Annotated in this window: 25 protein-coding genes and 1 pseudogene; 10 read left to right on the top strand and 16 right to left on the bottom strand. The window is 68.7% G+C overall.

All coding sequences use genetic code 11. From position 1 onward, the window contains the following. Window positions 1-7 precede the first annotated feature (7 nt). Window positions 8-1,147, top strand: a complete 1,140-nt coding sequence (locus ACZ5IK_RS06520) for an RNA polymerase sigma factor (RefSeq protein ID WP_465487236.1) — start codon at window positions 8-10, stop codon at window positions 1,145-1,147. Here ACZ5IK_RS06520 and ACZ5IK_RS06515 read toward each other — a convergent pair. Beyond that, on the bottom strand, window positions 1,137-1,640 hold the full coding sequence (locus tag ACZ5IK_RS06515; RefSeq protein ID WP_465486867.1) for a MarR family winged helix-turn-helix transcriptional regulator: 504 nt from the start codon (window positions 1,638-1,640) through the stop codon (window positions 1,137-1,139). The two genes, ACZ5IK_RS06520 and ACZ5IK_RS06515, sit on opposite strands and share 11 nt — an antisense overlap. A gap of 536 nt (window positions 1,641-2,176) precedes the next feature. On the opposite strand from ACZ5IK_RS06515, the gene ypfJ reads away from it, so the two are divergent. Then, entirely contained in the window at window positions 2,177-3,100 is a 924-nt protein-coding gene (ypfJ, locus tag ACZ5IK_RS06510; protein WP_465486866.1) for a KPN_02809 family neutral zinc metallopeptidase, read from the top strand. A gap of 85 nt (window positions 3,101-3,185) precedes the next feature. Here ypfJ and ACZ5IK_RS06505 read toward each other — a convergent pair whose 3' ends face one another. After that, window positions 3,186-4,733, bottom strand: coding sequence for a M28 family metallopeptidase (locus ACZ5IK_RS06505; protein WP_465486865.1), 1,548 nt, complete (start codon window positions 4,731-4,733; stop codon window positions 3,186-3,188). Between the two features lie 80 nt (window positions 4,734-4,813). Here ACZ5IK_RS06505 and ACZ5IK_RS06500 point away from each other — a divergent pair, with 80 nt between their 5' ends. Next, window positions 4,814-5,791: an NAD(P)H-quinone oxidoreductase gene (locus tag ACZ5IK_RS06500; RefSeq protein WP_465486864.1), complete on the top strand. Its 978-nt coding sequence runs from the start codon at window positions 4,814-4,816 to the stop codon at window positions 5,789-5,791. On the opposite strand, the gene ACZ5IK_RS06495 is transcribed toward ACZ5IK_RS06500, so the two are convergent. Further along, window positions 5,788-6,987 (bottom strand): cysteine desulfurase-like protein, encoded by a 1,200-nt coding sequence (locus ACZ5IK_RS06495; protein WP_465486863.1) that lies wholly within the window; start codon window positions 6,985-6,987, stop codon window positions 5,788-5,790. The two genes, ACZ5IK_RS06500 and ACZ5IK_RS06495, sit on opposite strands and share 4 nt — an antisense overlap. Window positions 6,988-7,121: 134 nt before the next feature. Between ACZ5IK_RS06495 and ACZ5IK_RS06490 the strand changes: the two genes are divergently transcribed. Then, window positions 7,122-7,709, top strand: a complete 588-nt coding sequence (locus tag ACZ5IK_RS06490) for a bacterial proteasome activator family protein (RefSeq protein ID WP_101611814.1) — start codon at window positions 7,122-7,124, stop codon at window positions 7,707-7,709. Window positions 7,710-7,805: 96 nt separating this feature from the next. Here ACZ5IK_RS06490 and ACZ5IK_RS06485 read toward each other — a convergent pair whose 3' ends face one another. From ACZ5IK_RS06485 to ACZ5IK_RS06475, 3 genes and pseudogenes are all read right to left on the bottom strand, one after another. Further along, complete coding sequence (locus ACZ5IK_RS06485; protein WP_465486862.1) at window positions 7,806-8,900, bottom strand: epoxide hydrolase family protein; 1,095 nt, start codon at window positions 8,898-8,900, stop codon at window positions 7,806-7,808. A 303-nt stretch (window positions 8,901-9,203) separates the two neighbouring features. Further along, a pseudogene (locus ACZ5IK_RS06480) lies at window positions 9,204-10,154 on the bottom strand (spore coat protein); the annotation flags it as partial. After that, window positions 10,151-10,897 carry a cytidylyltransferase domain-containing protein gene (locus ACZ5IK_RS06475; RefSeq protein ID WP_465486861.1) on the bottom strand — a complete coding sequence of 249 codons (747 nt, stop codon included), beginning with the start codon at window positions 10,895-10,897 and terminating at the stop codon, window positions 10,151-10,153. The pseudogene ACZ5IK_RS06480 and the gene ACZ5IK_RS06475, both read right to left, overlap by 4 nt. 49 nt (window positions 10,898-10,946) lie before the next feature. Between ACZ5IK_RS06475 and pseB the strand changes: the two genes are divergently transcribed. Together pseB and ACZ5IK_RS06465 are read left to right on the top strand one after the other, a co-directional pair. Further along, window positions 10,947-11,930 carry a UDP-N-acetylglucosamine 4,6-dehydratase (inverting) gene (gene pseB / locus ACZ5IK_RS06470; protein ID WP_410664395.1) on the top strand — a complete coding sequence of 328 codons (984 nt, stop codon included), beginning with the start codon at window positions 10,947-10,949 and terminating at the stop codon, window positions 11,928-11,930. Beyond that, window positions 11,923-13,059, top strand: coding sequence for a DegT/DnrJ/EryC1/StrS family aminotransferase (locus ACZ5IK_RS06465; RefSeq protein ID WP_465486860.1), 1,137 nt, complete (start codon window positions 11,923-11,925; stop codon window positions 13,057-13,059). Before pseB ends, ACZ5IK_RS06465 begins: the two co-directional genes overlap by 8 nt. Here ACZ5IK_RS06465 and ACZ5IK_RS06460 read toward each other — a convergent pair. The 5 genes from ACZ5IK_RS06460 to ACZ5IK_RS06440 are packed head-to-tail and all read right to left on the bottom strand — an operon-like array spanning window position 13,056 to window position 16,947. Then, window positions 13,056-14,231, bottom strand: coding sequence for an SMI1/KNR4 family protein (locus ACZ5IK_RS06460; RefSeq protein ID WP_465486859.1), 1,176 nt, complete (start codon window positions 14,229-14,231; stop codon window positions 13,056-13,058). The genes ACZ5IK_RS06465 and ACZ5IK_RS06460 overlap by 4 nt on opposite strands. A 34-nt stretch (window positions 14,232-14,265) precedes the next feature. Beyond that, entirely contained in the window at window positions 14,266-15,321 is a 1,056-nt protein-coding gene (gene pseI, locus ACZ5IK_RS06455) for a pseudaminic acid synthase (RefSeq protein WP_465486858.1), read from the bottom strand. 10 nt (window positions 15,322-15,331) lie between these two features. Beyond that, complete coding sequence (locus tag ACZ5IK_RS06450) at window positions 15,332-15,850, bottom strand: GNAT family N-acetyltransferase (protein ID WP_465486857.1); 519 nt, start codon at window positions 15,848-15,850, stop codon at window positions 15,332-15,334. After that, the gene (locus ACZ5IK_RS06445) at window positions 15,847-16,281 is read right to left on the bottom strand and encodes a hypothetical protein (protein WP_465486856.1); all 435 of its coding nucleotides are present in this window, start codon (window positions 16,279-16,281) and stop codon (window positions 15,847-15,849) included. Before ACZ5IK_RS06445 ends, ACZ5IK_RS06450 begins: the two co-directional genes overlap by 4 nt. A 36-nt stretch (window positions 16,282-16,317) precedes the next feature. After that, the gene (locus ACZ5IK_RS06440; protein ID WP_465487235.1) at window positions 16,318-16,947 is read right to left on the bottom strand and encodes a hypothetical protein; all 630 of its coding nucleotides are present in this window, start codon (window positions 16,945-16,947) and stop codon (window positions 16,318-16,320) included. A gap of 144 nt (window positions 16,948-17,091) precedes the next feature. On the opposite strand from ACZ5IK_RS06440, the gene wzm reads away from it, so the two are divergent. From wzm to glfT1, 3 genes are read left to right on the top strand one after another with little or no spacing between them, the layout of a single operon-like run. Further along, on the top strand, window positions 17,092-18,045 hold the full coding sequence (wzm, locus tag ACZ5IK_RS06435) for a galactan export ABC transporter permease subunit Wzm/RfbD (RefSeq protein WP_410601769.1): 954 nt from the start codon (window positions 17,092-17,094) through the stop codon (window positions 18,043-18,045). A 3-nt stretch (window positions 18,046-18,048) separates the two neighbouring features. After that, entirely contained in the window at window positions 18,049-18,873 is an 825-nt protein-coding gene (wzt, locus tag ACZ5IK_RS06430; protein ID WP_465486855.1) for a galactan export ABC transporter ATP-binding subunit Wzt/RfbE, read from the top strand. Further along, window positions 18,870-19,778, top strand: coding sequence for a galactofuranosyltransferase GlfT1 (gene glfT1, locus ACZ5IK_RS06425; protein WP_465486854.1), 909 nt, complete (start codon window positions 18,870-18,872; stop codon window positions 19,776-19,778). Before wzt ends, glfT1 begins: the two co-directional genes overlap by 4 nt. An 86-nt stretch (window positions 19,779-19,864) precedes the next feature. On the opposite strand, the gene ACZ5IK_RS06420 is transcribed toward glfT1, so the two are convergent. The 4 genes from ACZ5IK_RS06420 to ACZ5IK_RS06405 form a co-directional block, all read right to left on the bottom strand. Then, window positions 19,865-21,343, bottom strand: a complete 1,479-nt coding sequence (locus ACZ5IK_RS06420; RefSeq protein WP_465486853.1) for a hypothetical protein — start codon at window positions 21,341-21,343, stop codon at window positions 19,865-19,867. Window positions 21,344-21,355: 12 nt separating this feature from the next. Further along, the gene (locus ACZ5IK_RS06415; protein WP_465486852.1) at window positions 21,356-21,904 is read right to left on the bottom strand and encodes a DUF3558 family protein; all 549 of its coding nucleotides are present in this window, start codon (window positions 21,902-21,904) and stop codon (window positions 21,356-21,358) included. A 5-nt stretch (window positions 21,905-21,909) separates the two neighbouring features. Continuing rightward, the gene (locus ACZ5IK_RS06410; protein WP_465486851.1) at window positions 21,910-22,386 is read right to left on the bottom strand and encodes a hypothetical protein; all 477 of its coding nucleotides are present in this window, start codon (window positions 22,384-22,386) and stop codon (window positions 21,910-21,912) included. Window positions 22,387-22,540: 154 nt separating this feature from the next. Then, window positions 22,541-23,305 (bottom strand): ESX secretion-associated protein EspG, encoded by a 765-nt coding sequence (locus ACZ5IK_RS06405; RefSeq protein ID WP_465486850.1) that lies wholly within the window; start codon window positions 23,303-23,305, stop codon window positions 22,541-22,543. 114 nt (window positions 23,306-23,419) lie between these two features. Between ACZ5IK_RS06405 and ACZ5IK_RS06400 the strand changes: the two genes are divergently transcribed. Further along, a complete protein-coding gene (locus ACZ5IK_RS06400) occupies window positions 23,420-23,662 on the top strand; it encodes a hypothetical protein (protein ID WP_410601764.1) in 243 nt (80 codons plus the stop codon). On the opposite strand, the gene ACZ5IK_RS06395 is transcribed toward ACZ5IK_RS06400, so the two are convergent. Continuing rightward, entirely contained in the window at window positions 23,659-24,669 is a 1,011-nt protein-coding gene (locus tag ACZ5IK_RS06395) for an acyl-CoA dehydrogenase family protein (RefSeq protein WP_465486849.1), read from the bottom strand. The two genes, ACZ5IK_RS06400 and ACZ5IK_RS06395, sit on opposite strands and share 4 nt — an antisense overlap. Between the last annotated feature and the right edge of the window lie 257 nt (window positions 24,670-24,926).

Below are 24,926 nucleotides of genomic sequence, written 5' to 3'. Positions count from 1 at the left end.
CGCCGAAGTGGACGAGGCACTGCTCCGGAGCCTCACGCCGAACGTCCTCGGGATCCTCGTCCGCCGCGGGGCCGACTTCGCCGCGGCCGAGGACGCCGTGCAGGAAGCGCTGATCGAGGCCGTCCGCGTCTGGCCGGGAGACCGGCCGAAGGACCCGAAGGGCTGGCTCGTCACCGTCGCCTGGCGCAAGTTCCTCGACGCGGCCCGGTCGGACGCCGCCCGGCGCCGTCGCGAGGACCTCGTCGACGACGAGCCGGAGCCCGGACCCGCCCCCGACTCGGACGACACGCTGCAGCTCTACTTCCTGTGCGCCCACCCGTCGCTGACGCCGTCGTCCGCGGTCGCGCTCACCCTGCGCGCCGTGGGCGGGCTGACCACCCGCCAGATCGCGCAGGCGTACCTGGTGCCCGAGGCGACCATGGCGCAGCGCATCAGCCGGGCCAAGCGCACCGTGTCCGGGGTGCGGTTCGACCAGGCCGGCGACGTCGCCACCGTGCTCCGCGTGCTCTACCTGGTCTTCAACGAGGGCTACTCCGGCGACGTCGACCTCGCCGCCGAAGCCATCCGGCTCACCCGGCGGCTGGCGGCCTCGATCGACCATCCCGAGGTCGCGGGGCTGCTCGCGCTCATGCTGCTGCACCACGCCCGGCGCGCCGCCAGGACGTCCGGCGGCGACCTCGTGCCGCTCGCCGAACAGGACCGCGGCCTCTGGGACACGCGCCTGATCGCCGAAGGTGTCGAGATCCTGCAAGCGGCGTTGGCCCGCGACAAACTGGGCGAGTTCCAGGCGCAGGCCGCCATCGCGGCGCTCCACGCCGACGCGCCCGCCGCCGAGGAGACCGACTGGGTGCAGATCGTCGAGTGGTACGACGAACTCACGCACCTGACCGGCAGCCCGGTCGTGCGGCTCAACCGCGCGGTGGCCGTCGGCGAGGCGGACGGACCGCGCGCGGGCTTGGCGGCGCTCGCCGAACTGGACGACTCGCTCCCCCGGTACACCGCGGTGGCGGCGTACCTCCACGAGCGCGACGGCGACCTGGCGAAAGCGGCGCGGCTGTACAGCGAGGCCGCCGAGAAGGCGGCGAACCTGGCCGAGAGCGCCCACCTGACCCGTCAGGCCGCGAGGATCAACGCCCTCAAGAAGTGACCGGAGGCAGCCGCGGGAGGCCGTCGATCTCCGACAGGTGCTCCAGCACCCGCCCGAAGGCCTGCCCCAGCACCTGCTGCTCTTCCGGGCTCAGCAGGTCGATCAGGTGCTCCCGGACGCCTTCGACATGCGTCGGCGCCGCGCCCTCCAGCAGTTCCGAGCCACGCTCGGTCAGTTCCGCGACGACGCCGCGTTTGTCCGCCGGGTCCCGGGTGCGGCGGATGATGCCTTCGGCCTCCAGCCGGACCATCTGGTGCGAAAGCCTGCTCTTGGTCGAGCCGAGCATGCTCGCGAGCTCCGTCATCCGCATCCGGTTGTCGGGCTGGAGCGAAAGGCAGACCAGGACCTCGTAGTCGGCGAGGGTGACTTCGTGACGCTCGGAAAGTTCCCGGTGCAGCCGCTGCCGCAGGCGCATGGTGGCGACGATGTACGAGCGCCACGCGACCATCTCCGACTCGGACAGCCAGCGCACTTCTTTTTGCTCCACCGCCATCCACGCAGGGTAGATCGTTGATCGCACGAGGCGCATACCCACCGGTCACTTTTCGGCCCCTGAAAAATCCGGCGGAACATTCGCCCGAAGGAGGGTTACGAAAAGGTTGAGACTCGGCGAGAAAAGGCGCATTCTGCTTGTCAGCGGATGGTCGGGCAAGTATCGGGCGAGCCATCGGATGGCCGTCGGACCTGCCTCCCAGCCGGGAAGGGTCAGGTGGTGGTATGGCGGGTGATTCTCGCGGTTGACCGCCTGCTGTGTCCCCGCGACCGGAACGGAAAGGACCGGGTCGGTCGCGACTGTGAACAGCGACGAGCGCGGGCATCTCGGATGCGCTCGACAATTCTCGCGCATTCGGCGTCACTCCGGCCTGTATCGGGTTAGCGGCCTCTTCGACCGCCTCGGCAGTGCCAGGCGCCGGCCCGGTGATCGCGGCCAACCGGCGATCGAACAAGACAACCTCGGTAGTTCTGGGTGCGGCCACTTCGCGTGGCCGCACCCGGGCATATCCGGGCCTCTCCGGCTACGCTTCCCCCGTGCGATTCGACGAAGGCGCGGGCCTGGACACCTCCGAAGTCGAGGACCTGCGCGGTGGTGGCGGTGGCGGTATCGGTGGCCGGGTGGCACTCGGCGGCGGCGGGCTCGGCGTGGTCGGCCTCGTCATCTACTTCCTCCTCTCCCAGTTCGGCGGCGTGGACCTGAACCCGTCCTCGGGCGGACTAGGCGGTCTCGGCGCCGTGGGTTCCGGGCAGCAGACGGACAACACGTCGCTGTCGCAGGAATGCAAGACCGGCGCGGACGCGAACCGGAAGCACGACTGCGCGGTCGTCGCCACCATCAACTCGATCCAGGACTACTGGGGGCAGGAGTTCCAGCGGTCCGGGTCGACCTACCGCAAGGCCGTCACCAAGTTCTTCAACGGCGGCGTGAACACGGGCTGCGGCAGCGCGACTTCGGACGTCGGGCCGTTCTACTGCCCCGGCGACTCCAACGTGTACATCGATCTCGGGTTCTTCAACGAACTCCGCACCAGGTTCGGGGCGCAGGGCGGGCCGTTCGCGGAGGCGTACGTGCTGGCCCACGAATACGGTCACCACGTGCAGAACCTCACCGGAGTGTCCAAAAAGGGCACCGGCAGCGGGCCGACGTCGGGGTCGGTACGGCTCGAACTGCAGGCCGACTGCTACGCCGGGGTCTGGGCGAACCACGCCACGACCGCACCGACCGAGACCGGACGTCCGCTGATCACCGAGATCAGCCAGGAAGACATCAACTCCGCGCTGGACACCGCTTCGCGCATCGGTGACGACTACATCCAGACCAAGCTGGGCGGCGGCCGGGTCGACGAGTCGAAGTTCAGCCACGGCACTTCGGCGCAGCGGAAGAAGTGGTTCACCACCGGCTTCCAGACCGGCCAGCCGGCGCGGTGCGACACCTTCGCGACCAACAGTTTGGGCTGAGTCTCCCTCTCCAGAGACGCAATGAAAGGCCCGTTACTTGCAAATTTTGCAAGTAACGGGCCTTTCATTGCACTTGAGGGAGCTACTACGCGGCGACGTGGCCGTGGTGGTCGTCAGCGTGGACGGAAGCCGTCAGGCTCCGCTGCTTGGACCGCTCAGCCGCGCGAAGCGCCTTCGCCTTCGCGGCCTTGCCACCCGGGACACCGTTGATGTTCTCGGTGCTGGTCGCGTACACGCCCAGCGCCCAGGCGACGGCGTCGGAGTTGCGGTCGAGCGCGACGCGGTCGATGTTGCCGAGGTTGTCGCACTTCTGGTGGTAGCACTTGTCGTAAGGAACGTTGGCGCTACCGCCCCACTTGGCCGCCTGCGCAGCGGTCTTCACGCCTTCGGCGCCGGTGAACAGACCACTCGCCGGGATACCGACGGCGATGAACTGGCCGTAGTCCGAACGACCGGTGAAGTCCGTGCCCTCGACCGGGACGTTCTTGCCCTTTTCGAGGTAGTCCACGAGCGTCTTCTCGAGCTCGCCGGAACCGTACGGGCCGGGGCCCGCACCGGTGGCGTCGGAGTCGTCACCGTCGTAGGCGAAGTACGCCGCGTTCGGCGAGCCGATCATGTCGTAGTTGTAGTACAGCGCGATGTCGAGCTGCTGCTCGAAGGTCAGCGAGTTGACGTAGTACGTCGAGCCGACGAGCCCGAACTCCTCGGCACTCCACCAGCCGAAGCGAACCGCGTTGTTGACCTTGGCCTTGCTGCCCAGCTGCAGTGCGGTCTCCAGCAACGCGGCCGAACCCGAGCCGTTGTCGTTGATGCCGGGGCCCTCGGTGACGCTGTCGAGGTGCGACCCGAGCATCACGACGTTGTCCTTGCGACCGGTCTTGGTCTCGGCGATGACGTTGTAGCTGGTCCGCGCCTCCTGGAGGGCACGCAGGTCGAGGGTGACCGACGTGCCGGCCTTGCCTGCGAGCACCTGGCCGTCGGCCTGGGTGATGCCACCGGTCGGGATCTTGCCCGCGGCCGGGTCGCCCAGGGTGCCGTTGACCGGGCCCGGGACGTTGTTGTAGACGATCGCGCCGACGGCACCGGCCTCGGCTGCGGTCGCCTGCTTCTGCGCGAAGGAGCAGCCGCCGCGCTGGATCAGCGCGATCTTGCCGGTGACCCCGCCGGCGTAGTCGGCCGCTTCACAGCCGCTGGTGTCGTCGACCGGGACCACGGCGAGCGGCGCGGTGATTCCGCCCGCGGGCGTCGACGGGCTGTAGGACATGATGATGATCGGGACGTCGGCACCCGCGACCGTCAGCTTCTCCGCGAGAGTCTCCGCGTAGGTGAACGGGAACTCCTGGCGCGTGACCGTGAAGCCCGCCTGCTCCAGCTTCGTGGCGACGTACTCCGCGGACTTCTTGTGGCCCTCGGTGCTGGCCGCGCGACGGCCGCCGTTCGCGTCCGAGATCCGCTGCAAGGCGATCAGGTGCCGGTTCACGTTGGCGCCGTCGACCTTGTTGACGAGCTGCTTGGCCAGTGCGGGACCGTCGAGTTTCGGCGCGGCCGTCGCAGCGGGAGCCATTCCGACCGTGAGCGCGGCGGTCGCCATCACCACGATCGAGGGAACAATGCTTCTTCGCGAATATGACATGAGCGTCACCTTTGTGTGGTTCGCGTCATAGGTCAACCGACGTTCGGCGGACTTCCCATCACCGTTATAGGGTCGGTTGTATGTACGCGATCACCATCCGTGAGCCCGGCGATCCCGACGTTCTCGAATGGACCGAGGTCCCCGATCCGGTGGCGGGCGAAGGCGAAGTGGTCCTCGACGTCGCCGCGAGCGCCGTCAACCGCGCTGACCTGCTGCAACGTCAGGGCCATTACCCTCCTCCGCCGGGTGCGAGCGAAATCCTCGGGCTCGAATGTTCGGGCACGATCGCCGAAATCGGCGAAGGCGTCGAAGGATGGCAAATCGGGGACGAGGTTTGTGCTTTGCTCGCCGGTGGTGGCTATGGGGAAAAGGTCGCCGTCCCGGCCGGACAACTGCTTCCGCTTCCCGCCGAAGTCGAATTGCTCGCGGCCGCCGGATTGCCCGAAGTCGCGTGCACGGTCTGGGCGAACGTGGTGATGCACGCCGGATTGTCCGAGGGCGAGGTCCTGCTCGTCCACGGCGGGGCGGGCGGGATCGGCACGCACGCGATCCAGGTCGCCAAGGCCCTCGGCGCGACGGTCGCGGTGACCGCGGGTTCGGCGGAACGGCTCGAGAGCTGCCGCCAGCTCGGCGCCGACATCACGATCAACTACAAGGAGCAGGACTTCGCCGAGGTCCTGCGCGCCGAGACCGGCGGCGCGAACGTCATCCTCGACAACATCGGCGCCAAGTACCTCGACCGCAACCTCGACGCGCTGGCCATGGACGGCAGGCTCGTGGTCATCGGCATGATGGGCGGGGTCAAGGGCGAACTCAACATCGGCAAGCTGATGGGCAAACGCGCCAGCCTGTTCGGCGCCGGCCTGCGGTCGCGGCCGCTGGACCAGAAGGCCGCGATCGTCGCCGACGTCCGTGAGCGGCTGTGGCCGTTGGTGGGGCAGGGTTCGGTGAAGCCGATCGTCGGACAGGTCGTCCCGATGGCCGAGGCCGCTTCGGCGCACCGCGCGCTCGAAGAAGGCACCGTTTTCGGCAAGGTTCTGCTGGCCGCGAAGTCCTAGCGGATCTCGTCCAGTACCCGGACGAGCTGATTGACCTCGAAGACGTTCGAGTAGTGCGCGAGGCCGATCCGGACGGCGCCGCCGACTTCGGCGGCGCCCAGTGATCCGAAGACACCGCTCGTGCCGTCGTCGGCGAAGGCACAGAGCCCTTGGGACGCGAGGTACTCCGCGACCTCGGGCGACTTCTTCCCCGCGACGGCGAAGGCCAGCGCGGGGATCCGGCGCATGGCGTCGCCGATCACCATGACGTGCCTCAGCGAACGCAGCTCCGTGGACAGCTGCGCCAGAAGTCCCGCGTGATACGACTTCGCCGATCCCAGCGACGTCACCAGCTTCTCGCGCCGTGAGCCCATCGCCGCGTCGTCCAACCCGGCCAGATAGTCGATCGACGCGATCAGGCCCGCCAGCAACGGATACGCGTGCGGCCCCAGTTCCATCCGGGCCGGTCCGCGCGCGGCCGGGTCGAGCGAGACCGACGGCAGGCGTTCGAGCAGTTCGGGATCGCGGAACACCAGCGCCCCCACCGACGGCCCGCCCCAGGCCTGCGCCGAAACCACCATCACGTCGGCGCCGAGCGCGTTGAGGTCCAGCGGCACGAACGGCGCCGCGTACGTCGCGTCGACGACGACCAGCGCGCCGACGCGTTTGGCGAACTCGATCACCGTCGGGACGTCGGGCCGGGTACCGACCGAACCGGACGCCAGCGTGACCGCGACGGCCTTGGTGCGCGCGGAGACCAGGTTCTCGTACTGCCAAGCGGGCAGCTCGCAGGTCTCGATGTCGATCTCGCCCCAGCGCACGACCGCGCCGACCCGTTTCGCGGCGCGGCGCCACGGCGCGAGGTTGGCCTCTTCGTCGAGCCGGGACACGACGACCTCGTCGCCGATCGTCCAGCGGTCGGCCATCGCGTCGACGAGACGGCGGATGAGGTCGGGCGCGTTGGGTCCGAGCACGACTCCGGCCGGGTCGGCGCCGACCAGGTCGGCGACCGCCCGGCGAGCGGCCGTGACAATGCTTTCCGCACGCTGTGAGGCCGGAAACGCTCCACCCGGCCCGGACACCGGAGCGCGCATGGCCGTGGATACGGCCGAAGCGACCTGTTCAGGTACGAGCATTCCGGCGGCGCCGTCGAAGTGAATCCAGCCGTCACCCAGCGCGGGAAACAACCCACGGATACGAGCGACGTCGAACGCCATGGGGACACCGTACGGACGTGCGGTTTGGCGCTTTACCCGGGGTTGGGTGCCCGACCACGGGGCGCGACGATTCCCGCTACGCTCGGAGACGGCATCGAAAACCGCGCTGCGCTTTGTGCCCGACGTAGGCCAGGATGGAGCACATGACCGACCCAGTTTCCCGCGAATCGACCACCCCCGGTGACGGCGGCGGAGACTCTTCACCGCACGTGGTGGTCGTCGGTCCCGACGGCGTCCCGGTCGGCACCGCGCGCCTCGCCGGCGGCTCCGAGCAGGCCGAAGGCGAGGAGTCGCTCGGCGACCTCGTCGAAGAGCCCGCCAAGGTGATGCGGATCGGCACGATGATCAAGCAGCTGCTGGAGGAGGTCCGCGCCGCACCGCTGGACGACGCCAGCCGCACGCGCGTCCGCGAGATCCACCAGACCTCGATCCGCGAGCTGGAGCAGGCGCTGGCGCCGGAACTGCAGGACGAGCTCGAGCGGCTGGTGCGGCCGTTCACCGAGAACTCGACGCCGTCCGATGCCGAGCTGCGGATCGCCCAGGCTCAGCTGGTCGGCTGGCTGGAAGGGCTGTTCAGCGGCATCCAGACCGCGCTGTTCGCGCAGCAGATGGCCGCGCGGGTGCAGCTGGAACAGATGCGGCGCGGGCTCCCGGCCGGTCCTTCCGCGGGTGGCGCCCTCGGCGGCCCCGGCGAGGCTCACGGGCCTGGCCAGTACCTCTGACACCTCCGCACACCCTCTTCCGGATGTCATGAAAGGGGCTTTCAGGACGTTTTTCGTCCTGAAAGCCCCTTTCATGACACTCGCGCCAGGCCGGGGTCAGCGCAGCGGGCGGAAGAACGTCCGCAGGTCCCCGATGAGCAGGTCCGGTACCTCCAGTCCCGGGAAGTGACCGCCGCGGTCCGGAGTGGACCAGTGCACGATGTTGTCGGTGCGCTCGGCGAGATGCCGGACCGGGAGGGCGGTGTCCTTCGGGAACACGGCCACCCCAGTGGGCACAGTGGACTTCGGCGGCTCCTCGCCCCAAGCCCCGCCCCCCGCGGCGTAGATCCGCGAAGACGAGTTCGCCGTGCCGGTGAGCCAGTAGAGCATCACGTTGGTGAGCAGATCATCCCGATCGATGGCGTCCTCGGGAACGTCGCGCGAGTCCGAATAGGACTTGAACTTCTCCACGAGCCACCCGAGCTGCCCGGCCGGTGAGTCGGTGAGCCCGTAGGCAAGCGTTTGCGGCTTGGTCGCCTGGATCATCGCGTAGCCCAGCTCGCCGTACTGGAACTCCTCCGAGTCCGACTCCGGCACCGCGCTCGGCAACATCGTCAGATGCGCGCCGATCACCCGCTCCGGGCACCGGACGCCCACCTGCCGCGACACGATCGCGCCCCAGTCGCCGCCGTGCAGCCCGAACCGCTCGTACCCGAGCCGCGACATCAGCACCGGCCAGGCGTCGGCGATCCGGTCGGATCCCCAGTTCGCCTCGGTCGTCGGCCCGGAGAACCCGAAGCCGGGCAGCGACGGCACGACGACGTGGAACGCGTCCGCCGGATCCCCGCCGTACGCGCGCGGGTCGGACAGGGGCCCGATGACGTCGAGGAACTCGACGATGGACCCCGGCCAGCCGTGTGTGAGCATCAACGGCTTCGCGTCCGGCTCCGGCGACCGCGCGTGCAGGAAGTGGATGTCCGCGCCGTCGATGTTCGTCAGGAAGCCGGGGAAACCGTTGAGGCGCTCCTCGTGCGCGCGCCAGTCGTAGCGGAGGCGCCAGTACTCGGCGAGCTCCTGGAGGTACCCGAGCGGCGTCCCGAGGCCCCAGCCGACGCCGTCGATCTCGTCCGGCCAGCGGGTGTTCGCGAGGCGGGCGGCGAGGTCGTCGAGGTCACGCTGGGGGACGGCGATCTTGAACGGCGAGATGGTCATACGGACGACGGTAGGGAGGATCGAGGACAGGTGCGGTCCTCGATCTCACACCCGGTATTCCGGCGGAACCCAATCGGACATCAGGTCGGCGGCATCCTCGACCCATTCCTCTTCCGCTTCCCTGCCCTCCTCGCGGAGGAACAAGATCGTGTCGAGCAGCGCCTGATACAGCTTCGCTCGCGAGACACCCCGATCGAGCTCCGCGACGAGCGTGGGCCGAGTTCCCCAAGGCTTCTGCTTCTCCGCGTACAACGCGAGGAGCCTGGCGCGAAAGTCCTCGCTGACCTCCGCCGAAGGCAGGGAACGCTCCAACCGGTCCAGCACGCGGTCCACACCCTGACCGTCCACGACGGACGACGCCGTCTCCGAGAACCGCCGCCGCACCTCTTCGTCGCTCAACAGCGTCCGCAGCGTCTCGACGGCGTCGTCGGCCAGCGCCGCCGCGCTCCCCAGCCCGGCCGCGAGCCCGAGGTCCAGTGCGCCCCGGTAGCCCGTCTCCTGGTTGTCGACCAGCTGCACGACAGCGGTCGGCACCCCGAGACAGCACAGCTCCAGCAGCGTGACACCGGCCGCGCTCACCGCGACGTCCGTCTCCACCAGCAGGTCCAGCAGTCCCGGTCCGGGCGGCGCGATGCGGAATTCCTGGCCGGGCAGGGCCTCCGGCACGACGGGTTCACCACGCACGAGCACATCGGCGACGAACGGCAGCCCCGTGTCGCGCAACGCGTGCAGCAGCGTGCTGACCGTGCCCGCCCACTCGGTCCCGCCGCCGAGCACCACGGTCACGTGGGGCCGCTCGGCCCCTTCACGACCGCGGCGCTTCTCGCGCGCGTCCCGGACGACGTCTCGCAGCGGCGCGTAGGCCACGCCTCGCAGCAGTGCGCCGGAGCCGTCGTCGGGCCTCGGGGCGGGCGCGAAACCGCAGTCGACGACGAGGTCCGCCGAGCGCCTGCCGAACACGTCGTCCTCGATGGACACCAGCAGCGCGCCCGCGGCGTTCACCTCGTCACGCAGTTCGCCGATGCCGTAGTGGTCGACGAGCACCACGTCGAAGCCGTCGTAGGAGACGGACGGCACCACGGGAACGGACAGCTCGCCGAACCGAGCGGCCAGCCATTCGGCGTTGTCCACACAACCCGAGAAGGCGACCTCCCAGCCCCGCGCGACCGCGCGTTCGGCGTAGGCGACCATGCGCGAAACATGGCCCGCGCCGATCGTCCCGGAGGCGTCGGCCCGCAGCACCAGCTTCGTCACCTGGCCACCTTCTTCTGCTCGACATGCTCATTGAGCTTCGCGAGGTCGGGCCGGGAGCGCAGCACGGCGACCACTTCGCGCCAGTCGCCGACGCGGTCGCCCAGTTCGGCCACGACGCCCTCGATGACCGCCCAGTCCTCGGCGGTGTCCAAGGTCACGCGCAGGTCTTCGGCGGGCGGGCTGACCACGACGCCGGCACACGAGTAGGTCTCCGGTCGCGAGTAGATGCCCGAAGTCACGTGTTCCCGATCCGCACCGCGAGCGGTCTCGACCTGCTCGGCCAGCACTCCCGCGCGCACGAGTTCGGCGTCGAAGCCCCGGGGCAGCGTGCGCACGAGCGTCGTACTCAAGTAGTCCAGCGAGGGCTGGGCGCGCCACAGCGTGACGAGCTGCCCGATCAGCACCGGGTCCAGCAGCGGGCAGTCGGCGGTGAGCCGCACCACGGCGTCGGCCGGATACGACTCGGTGGCCACCGCGAACCGCGCGAGGACGTCATCGAGCGGCCCTCTGGCGACCAGGGCGCCGTGCCGGGCGGCTTCCTCGGCCACCGCGTCGTCCTCGGCTTCCGTGGAGGTCGCGACCACGACGTCGTCGATTCCCGGCGAACTCGCGGCGGCCCGGACGACCCAGCCCAGCACACTCCGGCCCGCCAACGGCCGGAGCACCTTGCCGGGCAGCCGGGTCGACGACGCGCGCGCCTGGATGACGGCGTTGACCACGTGGGCCCCGGGGTCTGGATCCATGGGTGACATGATGGCCTGCGGCAGTAGCACCGAAACGCGGAGGTCAACGATGTCCGAGCTGGATGGCTCCAGCATCCTGCTCACCGGCGGGACCGGTTCGTTCGGCAAGGCGTTCATCACCCACGCCCTGGCCGAGCTGAACCCGCGACGGCTGGTCGTGCTCTCCCGCGACGAGCTCAAGCAGTACGAAGCCCGGCAGCAGTTCGACAACGACCCGAGGCTGCGCTGGTTCATCGGCGACATCCGCGACCGCCGCCGCCTCGAGCGCGCGATGCACGGGGTCGACTACGTGGTGCACGCCGCCGCGCTCAAGCAGGTCGACACGGGTGAGTACAACCCGTTCGAATTCGTGCAGACCAACGTCGTCGGCTCGCAGAACGTCATCGAGGCCGCGATCGACACCGGGGTGAAGAAGGTCGTCGCGCTCTCGACCGACAAGGCGTCGAGCCCGATCAACCTCTACGGCGCCACGAAGCTGTGCGCCGACCGGATGTTCATCAGCGCGAACCACTACGCCGCGACGCATCCGACCAGGTTCTCCGTCGTCCGCTACGGCAACGTGATGGGCTCGCGCGGCAGCGTGATCCCGTTCTTCCGCGCGCTCGCGGCCAAGGGCGAGTCGCTGCCGATCACGCACAAGGAGATGACCCGCTTCTGGATCACGCTCCCGCAGGCCGTGCAGTTCGTGGTCGATTCCTTCGACCAGATGAACGGCGGCGAGCTGTACGTGCCGCGCATCCCGAGCATGCGGCTGGTCGAGCTCGCGCAGGCCATCGCACCCGGGGCGGCGATGCACGATGTCGGCATCCGGCCCGGCGAGAAGCTGCACGAAGAGATGATCGCCCCCGACGACGCCCGCCGGACCGTGCGGCTGACCGACCGGTACGTCGTCCAGCCGCACATCGCGGGCTGGGGCTACGAGCCGCCGTCGGACGGCCAGGCCGTGCCGGAGAACTTCGCGTACCGCTCGGACACCAACGACCTCTGGCTCGACGCCGACGAGCTGCGCGACCTGGTCGAGCAGTATGGCTGAGCAGTTCCTTCCGTACGGCCGTCAGTCCATTTCGGACGAGGACATCGCCGCGGTCACCGACGTGCTGCGCGGCGACTGGCTGACCACCGGTCCCGCCGTCACGCGCTTCGAGGAAGACCTCGCCGAGCACACCGGCGGCACCCCCGCCGTGGCCGTCACCTCGGGCACGGCGGCGCTGCACGTCGCGTACGCGGCGGCCGGGATCGGTCCCGGTGACGAGGTCGTCACCTCGCCGATGACGTTCGTCGCCACCGCCGCGACGGCCGCGCTGCTCGGCGGCAAGGTCGTCTTCGCCGACGTCGAAGCGGACACCGGCAACCTCGCCCCGGCGGCGGCTTCGGCGGCCGTCACCTCGCGGACCAAGGTCGTCGCGGCCGTGGACTACGCCGGCCACCCGGCGGAACTGGACGAACTCGGCCGGATCGCCCGCGACAACGGCGCACTGCTGCTGGAGGACGCGGCGCATTCGGTCGGCGGGAGCTGGCAGGGCAGGCCCGTCGGCTCGCTCGCCGACCTGACGACGTTCTCCTTCTTCCCGACCAAGAACCTCACCACGGCCGAAGGCGGCGCGGTGGTCGCCGGTTCGGACGAGCTGCTGACGCGCGCCCGCGGGTTCCGCAACCACGGACTGGTGCGGGACAAGGCGGCGCAGCGTTATCCGGACGAGGGCGCGTGGCACCAGGAGGTGCACGAGTTCGGCCTCAACTACCGGTTGCCGGATGTGTTGTGCGCCTTGGGAAGCAGCCAGCTGCGACGGCTCGCCGAGTTCAAGAAGCGCCGCGCCGAGATCCACGCGCGCTACACCGCCGCACTGTCCTCTTTGGACGGAGTGCTGACGCCCGCGGTGCGCGAAGGCGCGGATCCGGTGTGGCACCTGTACCCGCTGCGAGTCCTCGAAGGGCGCCGTCGGGCGCTGTTCGATCACTTGCGTGGCAAGGGAATCGGCGTGCAGGTCAACTACATCCCCGCGTACTGGCACCCGGTGTTCGAAGATCTCGGGTACCGGCGAGGTCTGTGCCCGAACGCGGAGCTGTACTACAGCCAGGAACTTTCGCTGCCGCTGTTCCCGGCGTTGACCGACGCCGACGTGGACCGCGTCATCGACGAGGTCCACGTCTTCTTCCGCTAGGCCTGCTCGGGAGCTGGACTTATCCCTTCGAAACAGATCGTCTCGAAGGGGTCGTCTTCATCCACGGAAAGCTCGACGAATCCGTCCGTGGTGAAGTTCCCGCGAAGCCACTCGAGGATGAGATCGGTGAGCCGTCCGTCGAGTGGCGGCCCTTGGTCGTTGTGGCGCGGGTAGACGATGACCGGCCACTCATCCGGCTCGCCGATCGTGAGCCACCCGATTTCGTCACCACCCTGGGTGTCGACGACGGGAAGGAACCCGCCAGGTTCCGGCCACACCGCGAGTGGTTGATAGTCGGGGGCGTCGTCACGAAGGTCGCGATAGTTGTACAACGACTCCTCCACCGACTTGGCCAATCCGCAATGGTCCGAGCGAAGAGGCGCTGGAAAGCTCAGCCAATCGGCGAAGTAGCCGTAGCCGTATCGCTTCATCAAGGCGACGAACTCGGCGGGCAGCCGTGTACCGAGGCGCTCGAAGAGTTCCTCCCAGGAACCCTCGCCGAGGTAGGGCTCCGCCGGCGGTGGCGCCAACGCGCACAAAGCGTCCAACCCGGTTCCCTGGGTGAACGCGGCGAGCCTTCGCGGATCCGGAGCGGGTTTCGGTTCGGCAGGAGCCGTCCGCTCAGCTGTGTTCAGGTGCTCGGGACTCCGTTCGGTCACCCGCTCCAACGGTCCGAGCAGCTCACCATCGGGCAGCCGGACCCCCGTACGAATGATCGCGGAAAAGCTATCGGCGAAGGGCATTCCCAAGCGCACCCACGGGGTGTCTCCGTCGATCAGCAGGATCTGCCTGAAGATCACCACCGGCCAGCGCTCAGGATCATCGCTCGCGCCGGTGTCCCAGAACAGGAGATCCGCCGGAGTGCTGCCCCAAGCGAGCAGGCCACCCTGCGCTGGATGGAATCGGGGTCTGTCTTCGACGGGGAGCTGCATCGACACCATGTCGCAGAGCATGTGCGTTTTGGTGAAGTCCGAGTAGTCCCCACTACCGTCCTTGTCGAGAGGAATCCCCAGCCGGAGGAATCCACCGACGACAATCGGGCCATAGACGTCGACCAAGGCCTTGTAGGAGCTCGGCAAGCGCAGCCCGAGCCAGGCTTCGACACCGGGCCAATCGACGGGGATCGGATCAGGCGGCGGTGGGCCGAGCAGGTCGGCGAACGAGATGGTCACCGCGCGATGGTGTCAGCCTCCACCGACAATTCCGCTAGATCAGGCCCCAGGTGAGCGCGGTGCCCTTCGGGACATCGGAGGCGAAGGTGCGGCCGAGCACGTTCACGATCTCGGCAGGCGCCAGCCCACCGGCGGGCCGGATCGAGCGGACGTTCTCGCGCGTCACCGTGTCCCCGGCGCGCACGTCCTCGACGACGTAGAGGGAACGCCGGAACCGCAGGCCTTCCTTCTCGCTCTCGCGCGGCCCGATCACCGCCGCGCCCAGCGCCTCCCAGGCGCGGTGCGACTCGGTGACCAGCGCGGCCAGCTCGGCGGGCTCCAGGGAGAACTCCGAGTCGACGCCGCCGTCGGTCCTGGCCAGCGTCACGTGCTTCTCGATCGCGACAGCGCCGAGGGCGACGGCCGCCAGCGGGGCACCGATACCGGGCGTGTGGTCGGACAGGCCGACGAGCGTGCCGGTCACCCCCGCCAGGACGGGCAGGCCGCGCAGGTTGCTCTCGGCGGGCGACGCCGGGTAACTGGCGGTGCAGCCGAGCACGATGAGCTGGTCGTTGCCCGCCTCGCGCGCCGTCCGCACCGCGGCGTCGATCTCGGCGACGCTGGCCATCCCGGTCGAGATGATCAGCGGTTTGCCGGTCTTCGCGCACAGTTCGATCAGCGGCAGGTCGACGATCTCCGACGACGCGATCTTGTACGCGGGCGCGTCCAGCGACTCCAGCAGGTCGACCGCGGTGGGGTCGAACGGGCTGGAGAAGATCTCGAGACCGCGGGCGCGGGCGCGCTCGAACAGCGGCTCGTGCCACTCCCACGGCGTGTGGGCGCGCTCATAGAGCTTGTAGAGGTTCTCGCCGCCCCACAGCGAATGCGAATCGCCGATCCGGAAGTCCGGCGTGTCCACGTCGATGGTGATCGTGTCCGGGCGGTAGGTCTGCAGCTTGACCGCCTGCGCGCCGGTTTCGGCGATCGCGTCGACGATCTCCAGTGCCCGGCCGAGGTCACCGTTGTGGTTACCGGACATTTCGGCGATCACGAACGGCGGGTGCGCCGCCGAGAGGACGTGTGCGCCGATGCGCACCTCGCTGGCGGTCATCGGGGTGGGACTACCTCTTCTTCCTGGTCCGGCGGTCGGCGGCACGCAGTTCGGTCCAGACGACCTCACGCGGCTCGCCGTCGACCTCCCGAACATACCTGCGTGTTTCGGTGAAGCCGAATCGCTTGTGCAGCTGCAGGACCTGCCGGTTGTCCGCGAGCGTCGCGCCACCCAGCAGGTTCAGACCGAGAACGTCGAAGCCGTAGTCGACGGCCGCGCCCTCCAGCTTCAGCCAGGCCGGGAGGACTTCCCTGCCGAGCCCCTCGACGTCCAGGTAGAAGTGCCATTCCGCGCTTCCCGCCTCGGCGTCGATGTCGCTGAACAGCACGACACCGGCGGGCAGCCCGCCATGCCGGTAGACGAGCACGCGACGGCTCGGGTCCGCGCGAGCGGCCTCGAACCAGCGACGGTGTTCTTCGGCACCGATCTCGTGTGTGGTGAAGCTGACCCGCCGGACCGACGGGTGGTTACGCCACCGCCGGATCCGCTCGAGGTCGCCTTCTCCGGCCTCGACCAGCGAGCCGGTCATTCGCCTGCCGGGACGGTGACGGTCTCCTCGATACGGCGCAACCGGTCCTCGTAGCGGGCGATCCCGGCCAGCCGGACCCGGATCTGGGCGTGCTGGCGCTGGATCTCCTGGATCAGGCTGCGCGCCTCGGCCAGTTCGGGCTTGTCGGCGTGCACCGGCAGCGAGATCGACTCGCGCAGGTCCTCCAGCTGGGCCTCCTGGGCCGCGACGCTCGGGATCAGGCGGTCCAGCTCGGCGCGGGTCCAGCGCAGGTCGCCGCGCGCGTGCTCGAGTCCGCTTTCGGCGCCGTCGAGGCGGCGGCGGTGGTCCGCGGTGGCGTGTTCGAGTTCGTTGACACGCCCGTTGAGGTCGCGGAGCCGCTCGTCGATCCGGAAGTCGATGAGCCGGGCGATCCGGCCGATCACGCCGCTGCGGAGTTTCTGCACTGCCATGGGGTGGTTCCTTCTCGGGGTGGGCTGGTTGGGAGTTCAGCGCAGGAGTTCGGTTTCGCCGGTCTTCGTCCAGGAGTCCAGCAGCCTGCCCTCGGCGGCGATCCGGTGTTCGGGTCCGACGATGCAGGAGTCGCCCGCGGCGTGCTCCCAGTGGGTCTGGTTCGGGTCGTCGATGAACGAGAAACCGGAGATGATCAGGTTGGCGTGCGGGAAGGACGTCCGCGCGATCCAGGCGGCCAGCGTCCCGGTGGTCGACCACAGGCCCTCTTCGCGGCTCGGCAGGCCGAGCGCGTCCGAGAGCGGCAAGACGACCTCGCGGTTCGGCACCGGCACGCAGCCGAGGTCACCGGGCCACCAGCCCGGGATGTCTTCGGGCTCCCAGTGCATCCGCCCCGGCTCGACCAGCAGGTACAGCCGCTTGCGGTAGTCGCGGAAGACGTGCTTGGTGGCGCGGACGGCGCGGTTGAAGACGACGACGTGCACCCGGCTGCCGACGGTTTCGGGACCGCCCGGCTCGTCCACGACGAAGCCGTTGACCCGGATCACGAGGTCGCAGGCGTCGATGGCCTTCGCCCGCCGGGAGTCCGGCGACAGCGGCTGGTTCCCGACCACGGCCACCGAACGCGGCTCCGGCCGGTCGGCGTATGCGGCGAGCAGATTCACCATCAAGCTCGCGTCGCCGAGTGCAGCAGTCATGAGGGGAGAAAGTACCAGCACACGCACCGCATTCGGGTGCGAAGCCGACGGTAGCTTTCCGTGGTCGGACGGGGCGGCCCCGGCAGCGTCGGCCCCATCGGTACCCTCGTTCCCGTGCATGCCACCAGCACGGTTCACGCGGCCGACAGTGCTGCTCCGACCTCGGTTCCGCCGATTTCGGACAGCAAGACCTTCGCGCGCGCGTTCGCCGACATCAAGACCGGGTTCGCCGCCAAGGAGCTGTGGGGACACCTCGGCTGGCAGGACATCAAACAGCGCTATCGCCGCTCGGTGATCGGTCCGTTCTGGATCACCATCAGCCAGGGCGTCATCGCGCTCGGCCTCGGACTCCTGTACTCGCAGTTGTTCCACATGCCGACGGCGACGTTCCTGCCCTACATCAGCACCGGGTTCATCATCTGGGGCTTCATCAGCGGCTGCCTGTCCGAGGGCATGGAGACCTTCATCTCCAACGAGGGGCTGATCAAACAGCTTCCGGCGCCGCTGTCGGTCTATGTACTGCGGACGGTCTGGCGCCAGACCCTCATGCTGGTGCACAACCTGATCGTCTACGTGATCGTGATCGCGGTCTTCTTCACCTCGCTGAACCACCAGTACTCGCTGAACACCGGCAACTGCGACGGGAACTTCTCCGGCATCTGCCACCCGGGTATCGGCTGGTACTCGCTCACCGCGATCCCCGGTTTCTTCCTGCTCGCGCTCAACGCCGGCTGGGTCACCCTGCTGCTGGGCATCATCTCGACCCGCTACCGCGACATCCCGCAGGTGATCAACTCGATCATCCAGCTGCTCTTCTACATGACGCCGATCGTGTGGCCGATCGACCAGCTGATGGCGGGCGGCGCTCGGGTCGACACCTCGTGGGCGCTGCCGTTCGTCTACGGCAACCCGTTGTTCCACTTCATCCAGATCGTGCGCGCACCGATGATCGGACAAGCCGTCAGCCCCTACAGCTGGGTGATCGTCGGTGGCATCACCGTCATCGGCTGGGGTCTCGCGCTGGTCGCGATGCGTAATTACCGTTCCCGCGTCTCTTATTGGGTGTGACAGATGGTCAGCATTGATGTGCACAACGCCTACGTCGACTTCCCCATCTTCGACGCGAAGACCCGCTCGCTGAAGAAGCGGGTGCTGGGCAAGGTCGGCGGCAAGATCGGCACCGAAAGCAAGGTTCCGATCATCGAAGCCCTCCACGACGTGACGCTCTCGCTGAAGCAGGGCGACCGCGTCGGCCTGGTCGGCCACAACGGCGCCGGGAAGTCGACCCTGCTGCGGCTGCTGTCCGGGATCTACGAGCCCACTCGCGGTTCGGCGAGGATCTCGGGCAAGATCGCGCCGGTCTTCGACCTCGGCATCGGCATGGACCCGGAGATCTCCGGGCTGGAGAACATCATCGTCCGCGGCCTGTTCCTCGGGATGACCGCGAAGGAGATGGAAGCGCGCGTCGACGACATCGCGGACTTCACCGAACTCGGTGACTACCTGCAGATGCCGTTGCGGACCTACTCCACGGGTATGCGCGTGCGGCTGGCGCTGGGTGTGGTCACTTCCATCGACCCGGAGATCCTGATCCTCGACGAGGGCATCGGCGCGGTCGACGCGGCGTTCCTCAACAAGGCCAAGGACCGGCTGAAGGACCTGGTGAAGCGGTCCGGCATCCTGGTGTTCGCCAGCCACTCGGACGAGTTCCTCTTCGAGCTCTGCGACTCCGCCATCTGGATGGACGAGGGGCACGTCAAGCAGCGCGGTTCGCTGCGCGAGGTGCTCACCGGCTACAAGGGCCGCGACCCGTTCGAGAACATGAGCCAGGAGACACTGGAGCGGTTCGGCGTCGCACCCGAGCCCGTCGCGACGACGAACGGCGGCCAGGGATGACCAGCGAGACCAGGCAGTTGCCCGAAGGCGCCGTCGTCGGCGTCGTCGTCACGCGCCATCGGCGGGAACTGCTTTCGGACTCGCTCAAGGTGATCGCCGCGCAGACCCGGCCGATCGACCACCTCGTGGTGGTCGACAACGGGCCGGACCAGTCGGCGCGGGACATCGTCGAGGATTACCCGCTCCCCTTCACATACCTGCCTTCGCACCGCAATCTCGGCGGTGCGGGCGGGTTCGCGCTCGGCATGCTGCACGCGCTTTCGCTGGGCGCGGACTGGATCTGGCTGGCCGACGACGACGGCCGCCCCGCCGACGAGAACGTCCTCGCGATCCTGCTGAACGAGGCCGAAAAGCGGAATCTGGCCGAGATCTCGCCGGTGGTGACCAACATCGACGCGCCGGACAAGCTCGCGTTCCCGTTGCGGCGCGGGCTGACCTGGAAGCGTTCGTCGTCGGAGCTGGGCGTCGACTTCCTGCCCGGCATCGCCTCGCTGATGAACGGCGCGCTGTTCCGCGCGTCCACTTTGGACGTCGTGGGCGTGCCGGACCTGCGGCTGTTCTTCCGCGGCGACGAGGTCGAACTGCACCGGCGCCTGGTGCGTTCGGGGCTGCCGTTCGGCACCTCGCTCAAGACCGCGTACCTGCACCCGGACGGCTCGGACGAGTTCAAGCCGATGCTGGGCGGCCGGTTCCACGCGCAGGACCCGGACAACGAGGTCAAGCGCTACTACACCTACCGCAACCGCGGGTACCTGCTGTCACAGCCGGGCATGCGCAAGATCGGCGCGCTCGAAGTGGTGCGGTTCGGGCTGTACTTCGTCGGCGTGAAGCGGGACCCGAAGGCGTTCCTGCAGTGGCTCAAGCTGGTGCGGCAGGGGCGCAAGGAGAAGTTCTTCCGCTTCTGAAACGCTTCCCCAATGCTATGAAAGGCCCGTTACTTGCAAATTTTGCAAGTAACGGGCCTTTCATAGCGTTTAGGGAGGAGCAGGCGCTACTCGCCGATGACCGGCGGCGCGGTGCGCATGTCGGTCCCGAAGACCTCGTCCGGGTCGCCCTCGACGAGGTACGTCGGACGCTGGTGCTCGGTGTCCTCGTCCCCGTCCGCTTGCTGACCGCGGCCACCCATGCCGCCGCCCATACCCGGTCCGCCGCGGCCGCCGGCGCCACCGCCGAGACCGCCCATACCGCGTCCCGCCGCCGCTTCGGCCGCGCCGACACCGCCGGGGCGGGCCGCGCCGGACGCGGAACCCGAACCGGGCGTGGAGCCCGCGCCGCTGCCGGGGCCGAACCCGCTGCCGCCACCGCCGCCGCGGCTGTTCCGCCCGTTGTACTCGGAGTCGCCCATCCCGCCGCCCATCATGGGCGCCATCGGCATGGGGCTCATCGGCATCGAGTTCGAGTTCGAGGGACCGGGTGTGGTGACCGGCGGCTGGTTGCCAAGGAAGCCCGACGGCGTCGTGCTCGAGGGGATGCTGCCGGATCCCGTGCTGCTCCCGGGGCCCGGGAGGTGACCGGAGCCCGGCGGGACGACCGAGCCGCCCCCTCCACCGCCGCCTCCGCCACCACCGCCGTTGCCGGTACCGGGCGGGATGTAGGTGTTGCCGGGATTGCCGGGGCCGGGCTGGTTCGATCCCGGCGGAACCTCGTAGCGACCGGACTTGCCCGGGTCCTCGCCGTCGCCCCCGCCGCCCACGCCGAACTTCGGCGGCTCGGCGAACGCCGGCTGCTTCGACGCGGCCTCGTACAGGGACTTGTCGTAGGCGTGCATGGCGGAGGCCGCCTCGGTGTGCGCGTCCTGGCTGTCCTTCTGCTTCTGGATGGACTTGTCGATGTTGTCGCCGAGGTTGAACGGGTTCGACGTCATCCAGCCGCCGACCTCGTCCTTCCAGTTGAAGGGGATCGGCGCGGGCATCACGTTCTTCACGTGGGAAGCCGCAGTGCCCTGGTCGTAGATCGTCTCGGACGCGAGCTTCGCGTTCTGGGAGTTCGCCTCGGACCACTTGCTGAGGCTCTTGAAGTAGCCCTGCGCGTTGCCCGCCGCGTCACCTTCCCAGGTGCCCTGCGACGCCGTGACGGCCTTGTCCATCGTCGTCGAGAAGGTGTTGAACGCCTTGTGCAGGTCGTGGTACGCCGTGGAGACCTCGGTGACCTGTTCGACGTTCAAGTCGCTCTTGACGAACTGTTCGAGCTTCTCGTGGTCGTAACCCTGGTAGTCCGCGTTCGACGGCTCCAGCCCCTCGACGTACTGGACCTCGCCGTTCTTGGTCAGCTGATCGACGTTCTTGTCGCCGACCTCCTGGGACTGCTGGTGCGCCTTCCCGGAGGCCATGAACTGCTTGACCGCGCCGAACAGCCAGCCGTCGCTGGGGTCGACGCCCTCCTGGGCCTTCTGCTGGAAGTACGCGTCACGTGCCGCGGGCGAAAGGTCGGAGACCTGCTGCTCGCTCAGGTTCGGTGTCTTCGTGGTCATCCTGATTCCCCCTTAGCTCTTCGGAAGCTTCGGTTCGACGATGTCGGCGACCTTCTCGGCGATCCCGCAGGCCTTCTCGGCGTCGTCGGCCGCGACCAGAACGTCGACACGCGCCGACGCGCCGAGTTCGAGCGCCATCAAGCACCCCGCCGGGGGCCTGGGCGCGAGAATCGCTTTGCGCCCGTTGACGTTGCCGGTGGTCTTGCCTGTACCGGCATCGCTCACCGTGTCGAGACCCTGCGTGTCACGGACGCCGATACCGATCGAAAGGGTTTCCGAGGCTGTCGCCGCCTCCTTGTTCAGCGTGCAGAGCCGGGCTCCACCCGCGTTTTCGCTCGTCGGCGGCTTGAACGTCCCATAGGCCGCCAGATCGGTCGCGCTGACGAGTGAACACGGTTCGATCGACGCGGTGTCCGCGCCGGAAGTGGGCGCGGAGCTGGACGCGCTCGACGACCCGGGCGGGGCCGACGGCGCGGGGCTGGCGCTCCCCGGCTTCTCGCTGGAGCACGCGGCCAGTACCAGGGCGGCCGCGGCGAGCGGCACCACGCAAAGCTTCTTCATAGTCCTCAGGCCTGAACCTTCTTGGTGGCGTCGATCGCCGATTCTTCGACACCCTTGTACAGTCCGGCGGCCCTGGCCAGCGCCTCGTCGGCGTCCTTGACCACCTGCTCGAACTGCCCGATGACCGCGCTCGCGGAGTTGGCCGACTGCGCGGCGCCCTTGTGGTCGTGAGCCGCGACGGCCTTGCCGTACGGGTGGCCACCCAGCTGCGGCGCGTCGTTCAGCGCCATGGTCTTGATCTTCAGCGCGCTGAGTTCCTCCGACATGTTCGCCAGAGCCTCGCGAAGCGGCTTGACACCCTCTTCGCTGATCTTGAAGCCACCGCTCTTGGCGGCCGAGACCAGCTTCTGGGTTTCGGCGCTGACCTTGGCGATCGCCTCCTGGTTCAGGCCGCCCTTGGCCACGTAACCGGCTGCCGCTCCCATGGCGGCGCCGATCGCGTAGTCCGGTGCCGCCTGTCCGCCGTCCGCTTCGAAAGCCATCGTCCGCCCCACTGCATCGTCTGCTCGCCCGTGCGTACCGCCCGGCAGTCTACTAGCCGAGCACTCAGCGCAACGAGGATCGAGCCTATTCGCCGATCACCGAAGACCGCGCCGGAACTGTGACGAAACGGGCGTCGACCCGGTTCCCGACGGTTCAGAACTGACCTTCGAGCTGGGCGTACAGCTGCTGCGCGATCCTCGCGTTGTCGGCGGGAGCGTAGGTCAGCCAGCTTTGCCCGTCGGCCGCCTGACGCGAGGTCATCATGAACCGGCCCGCTTCGGTGTCGAACCAGGCCAGCGGCGGGAAAACCTGGCCGCCGCGGATGAACACGCTGAACTGGCCGACGCGCGTCTTCGCCTTCTCGAAGATCCGTTCCACCTGCCGCTGCTGCGGGTTCGACCCGTGGGAACGGGGGCCGCTCACGTTGGCGAAGGGGTCGTAGGCGTCGTCGTTACGAGGGCGCTTCGGCGCGCTGACCGGCTTCGCGATGGTGACGGACTGGCCGGGGCCCGCCGGGGTGAGCGGCAGCAGGTCGACGATCGACGCGACGATCGCCGTCGGCCTGGTCTCCTCGAAGACGAGCAGGTTTTCTTCCTGGCGCGCGACGACCGCGAACTGGCCGTTCGTCGTGGCCCGCGCGAACAGCTGCTTGTCCTTGTCCATCTGCGCGACCGCCCAGACGGCGAGCTGCGGGTTGACGAACGTGGCGAGCGTGAGTTCGACGTCGGCGTCGAGCCTGCCGCCGCGCATCAGGCCTCGGCCTTCGAGATCGCGGAAGACGGCCTCGCGCACCATCGCGCGCTGGTCGGTCGTGGTGCCGATGTGCGGGACGTCGAACGGGACCGGCGCCGGGCCGAACCGGCCGTGTTCGAGCAGGATGTCCACCGCCGCCAGCGACAACGAAAACGAATGCGGCATCGCCATTTCCCCCCGCGGGTGTCTTGTTCGTCGGGTTGAACGTAGTCCACGCACCCGGTACGCCCGCAGCGAACCCGCTTGCCCGGCCGTGATCAAGGCTGGTGCCATGGGTTCATGGCAGACCAGAAACCCGCGCTCGTCCTCCACCTCGTCGCCGGCGGGGAGCCGCTCCTCTTCGCGCTCACGACGGAAGAAACCGAACGGCTGACCAAGGACCTTTCGCATTTCGTCCGCACCGGTTCGGTCCAGACGATCCAGACCAGGGACGACTCCGAGGTGGCGATCAACTTCACCCACGTCGCCGCCGCCTACATCGACGACCTGAACCGCAAGACCCGGGTGTTCGGCCTGCACTAACGGGAGAAGAGGTCCAGGAGTCCCGCCTTGATCTCCGGGCGGCTGGCGGCGACCAGCAGGAAGGTGGCTTCCCGGACGAGCCGCTGGGGGTGTCGTCCGGCGAGTACCGACGTGCTGCCGTTGGCCGCGACGAGCGCGCCCGCGGCCCGGAACGCGAGTTCCGCGCCCGCCGCCCGGGCCGCGGGCAGTGACGGCGGATCGGCGAGGCTCGCGTCGAGCCGTGCGCGGACGGTGTCGATCTCGGTCCTGATCCCGGCGGCGACGTCGGCCTTCCCGAGGTCTTCGAGCAGCCGCGCGGCCCGGGCGGCCAGCCCCAGCGGCGCGCAGCCGTTGAGACGCGAGACGAAGGTGTTGCCCGCGATGAAGTCGGCGTACGGGACCTTGCCGTAGACCCGGTCGTCGGCGAGGAAGTAGCGGGTGAAGCCGAGGTGCACGGTGGCCGTGCCCTGCGCCGCGACGAGGTCGAGCGGCTGGACCGCCAACTGCTCCCCCGCCACCGGGTCGATGATCGCGCTGACGATGGTGTCGCCGTCCCGGGCGCAGAGCTGGAGCAGGTCGATGATGCCCCAACCGCTGACGAACGGGGCCTCGCCGTCGAGGAGGTACCCGCCCTCGACACGTTCCGCGCGCAGCCTCGGCGGGGTCGGGATCACCGCGGCGAACGACGCGCCCGCCTTGAGCTCGCCGCTGATCAGCGCCGGGAGGTAGCGCTCGCGCAGGTCCGCGCGGTCGGTGAGGGACAGCCCGGCGACCAGGCCGTGATGCTGGACCCAGGTGAACATCGTGCTGAGGCAGCCGCCCGCCATGGCTTCGAGGATCTGGATCATCACCGGGAGGCCGAGGCCCGGGCCGCCGGTTTCCTTGGGCGCGGCGAGGCCGTAGAAGCCTTCGGCCGCGAGAGCGTCGAAGTGACTCATGGGGACTTCGCCCTTGAGGTCGACTTCGGCGGCTGCGGGGAAGAGGAGTTCGTCGGCGAGGGTGCGGGCTCTAGCGGCCAGATCCGTCATGTCGGTAAGGGTACCCTTACTTGACCTTTGCGGGTCTAGCGCTGCTAGGAAGCTGGCGATACCAAAGGTCCCTTGCTACGCCGAGACGGGACTGGAGCGACCGAGGGCGGCGGCGAGGCGTGGGTCGGGTTGGTCGTGGGGGGGGGGGGGGGTTTGGCCCCAACCCCCACCCCCCCCCCCCCCCCGCCCCACTTCGGTTACCAGAAGGGCCCTAAACAAGCCCCCCTTTTCCGGTTTTTTTTCCAACAACCCCTTCG

The organism is Amycolatopsis sp. NPDC031561, assembly GCF_055580625.1.
This window is presented reverse-complemented; position numbering and strand designations above follow the sequence as displayed.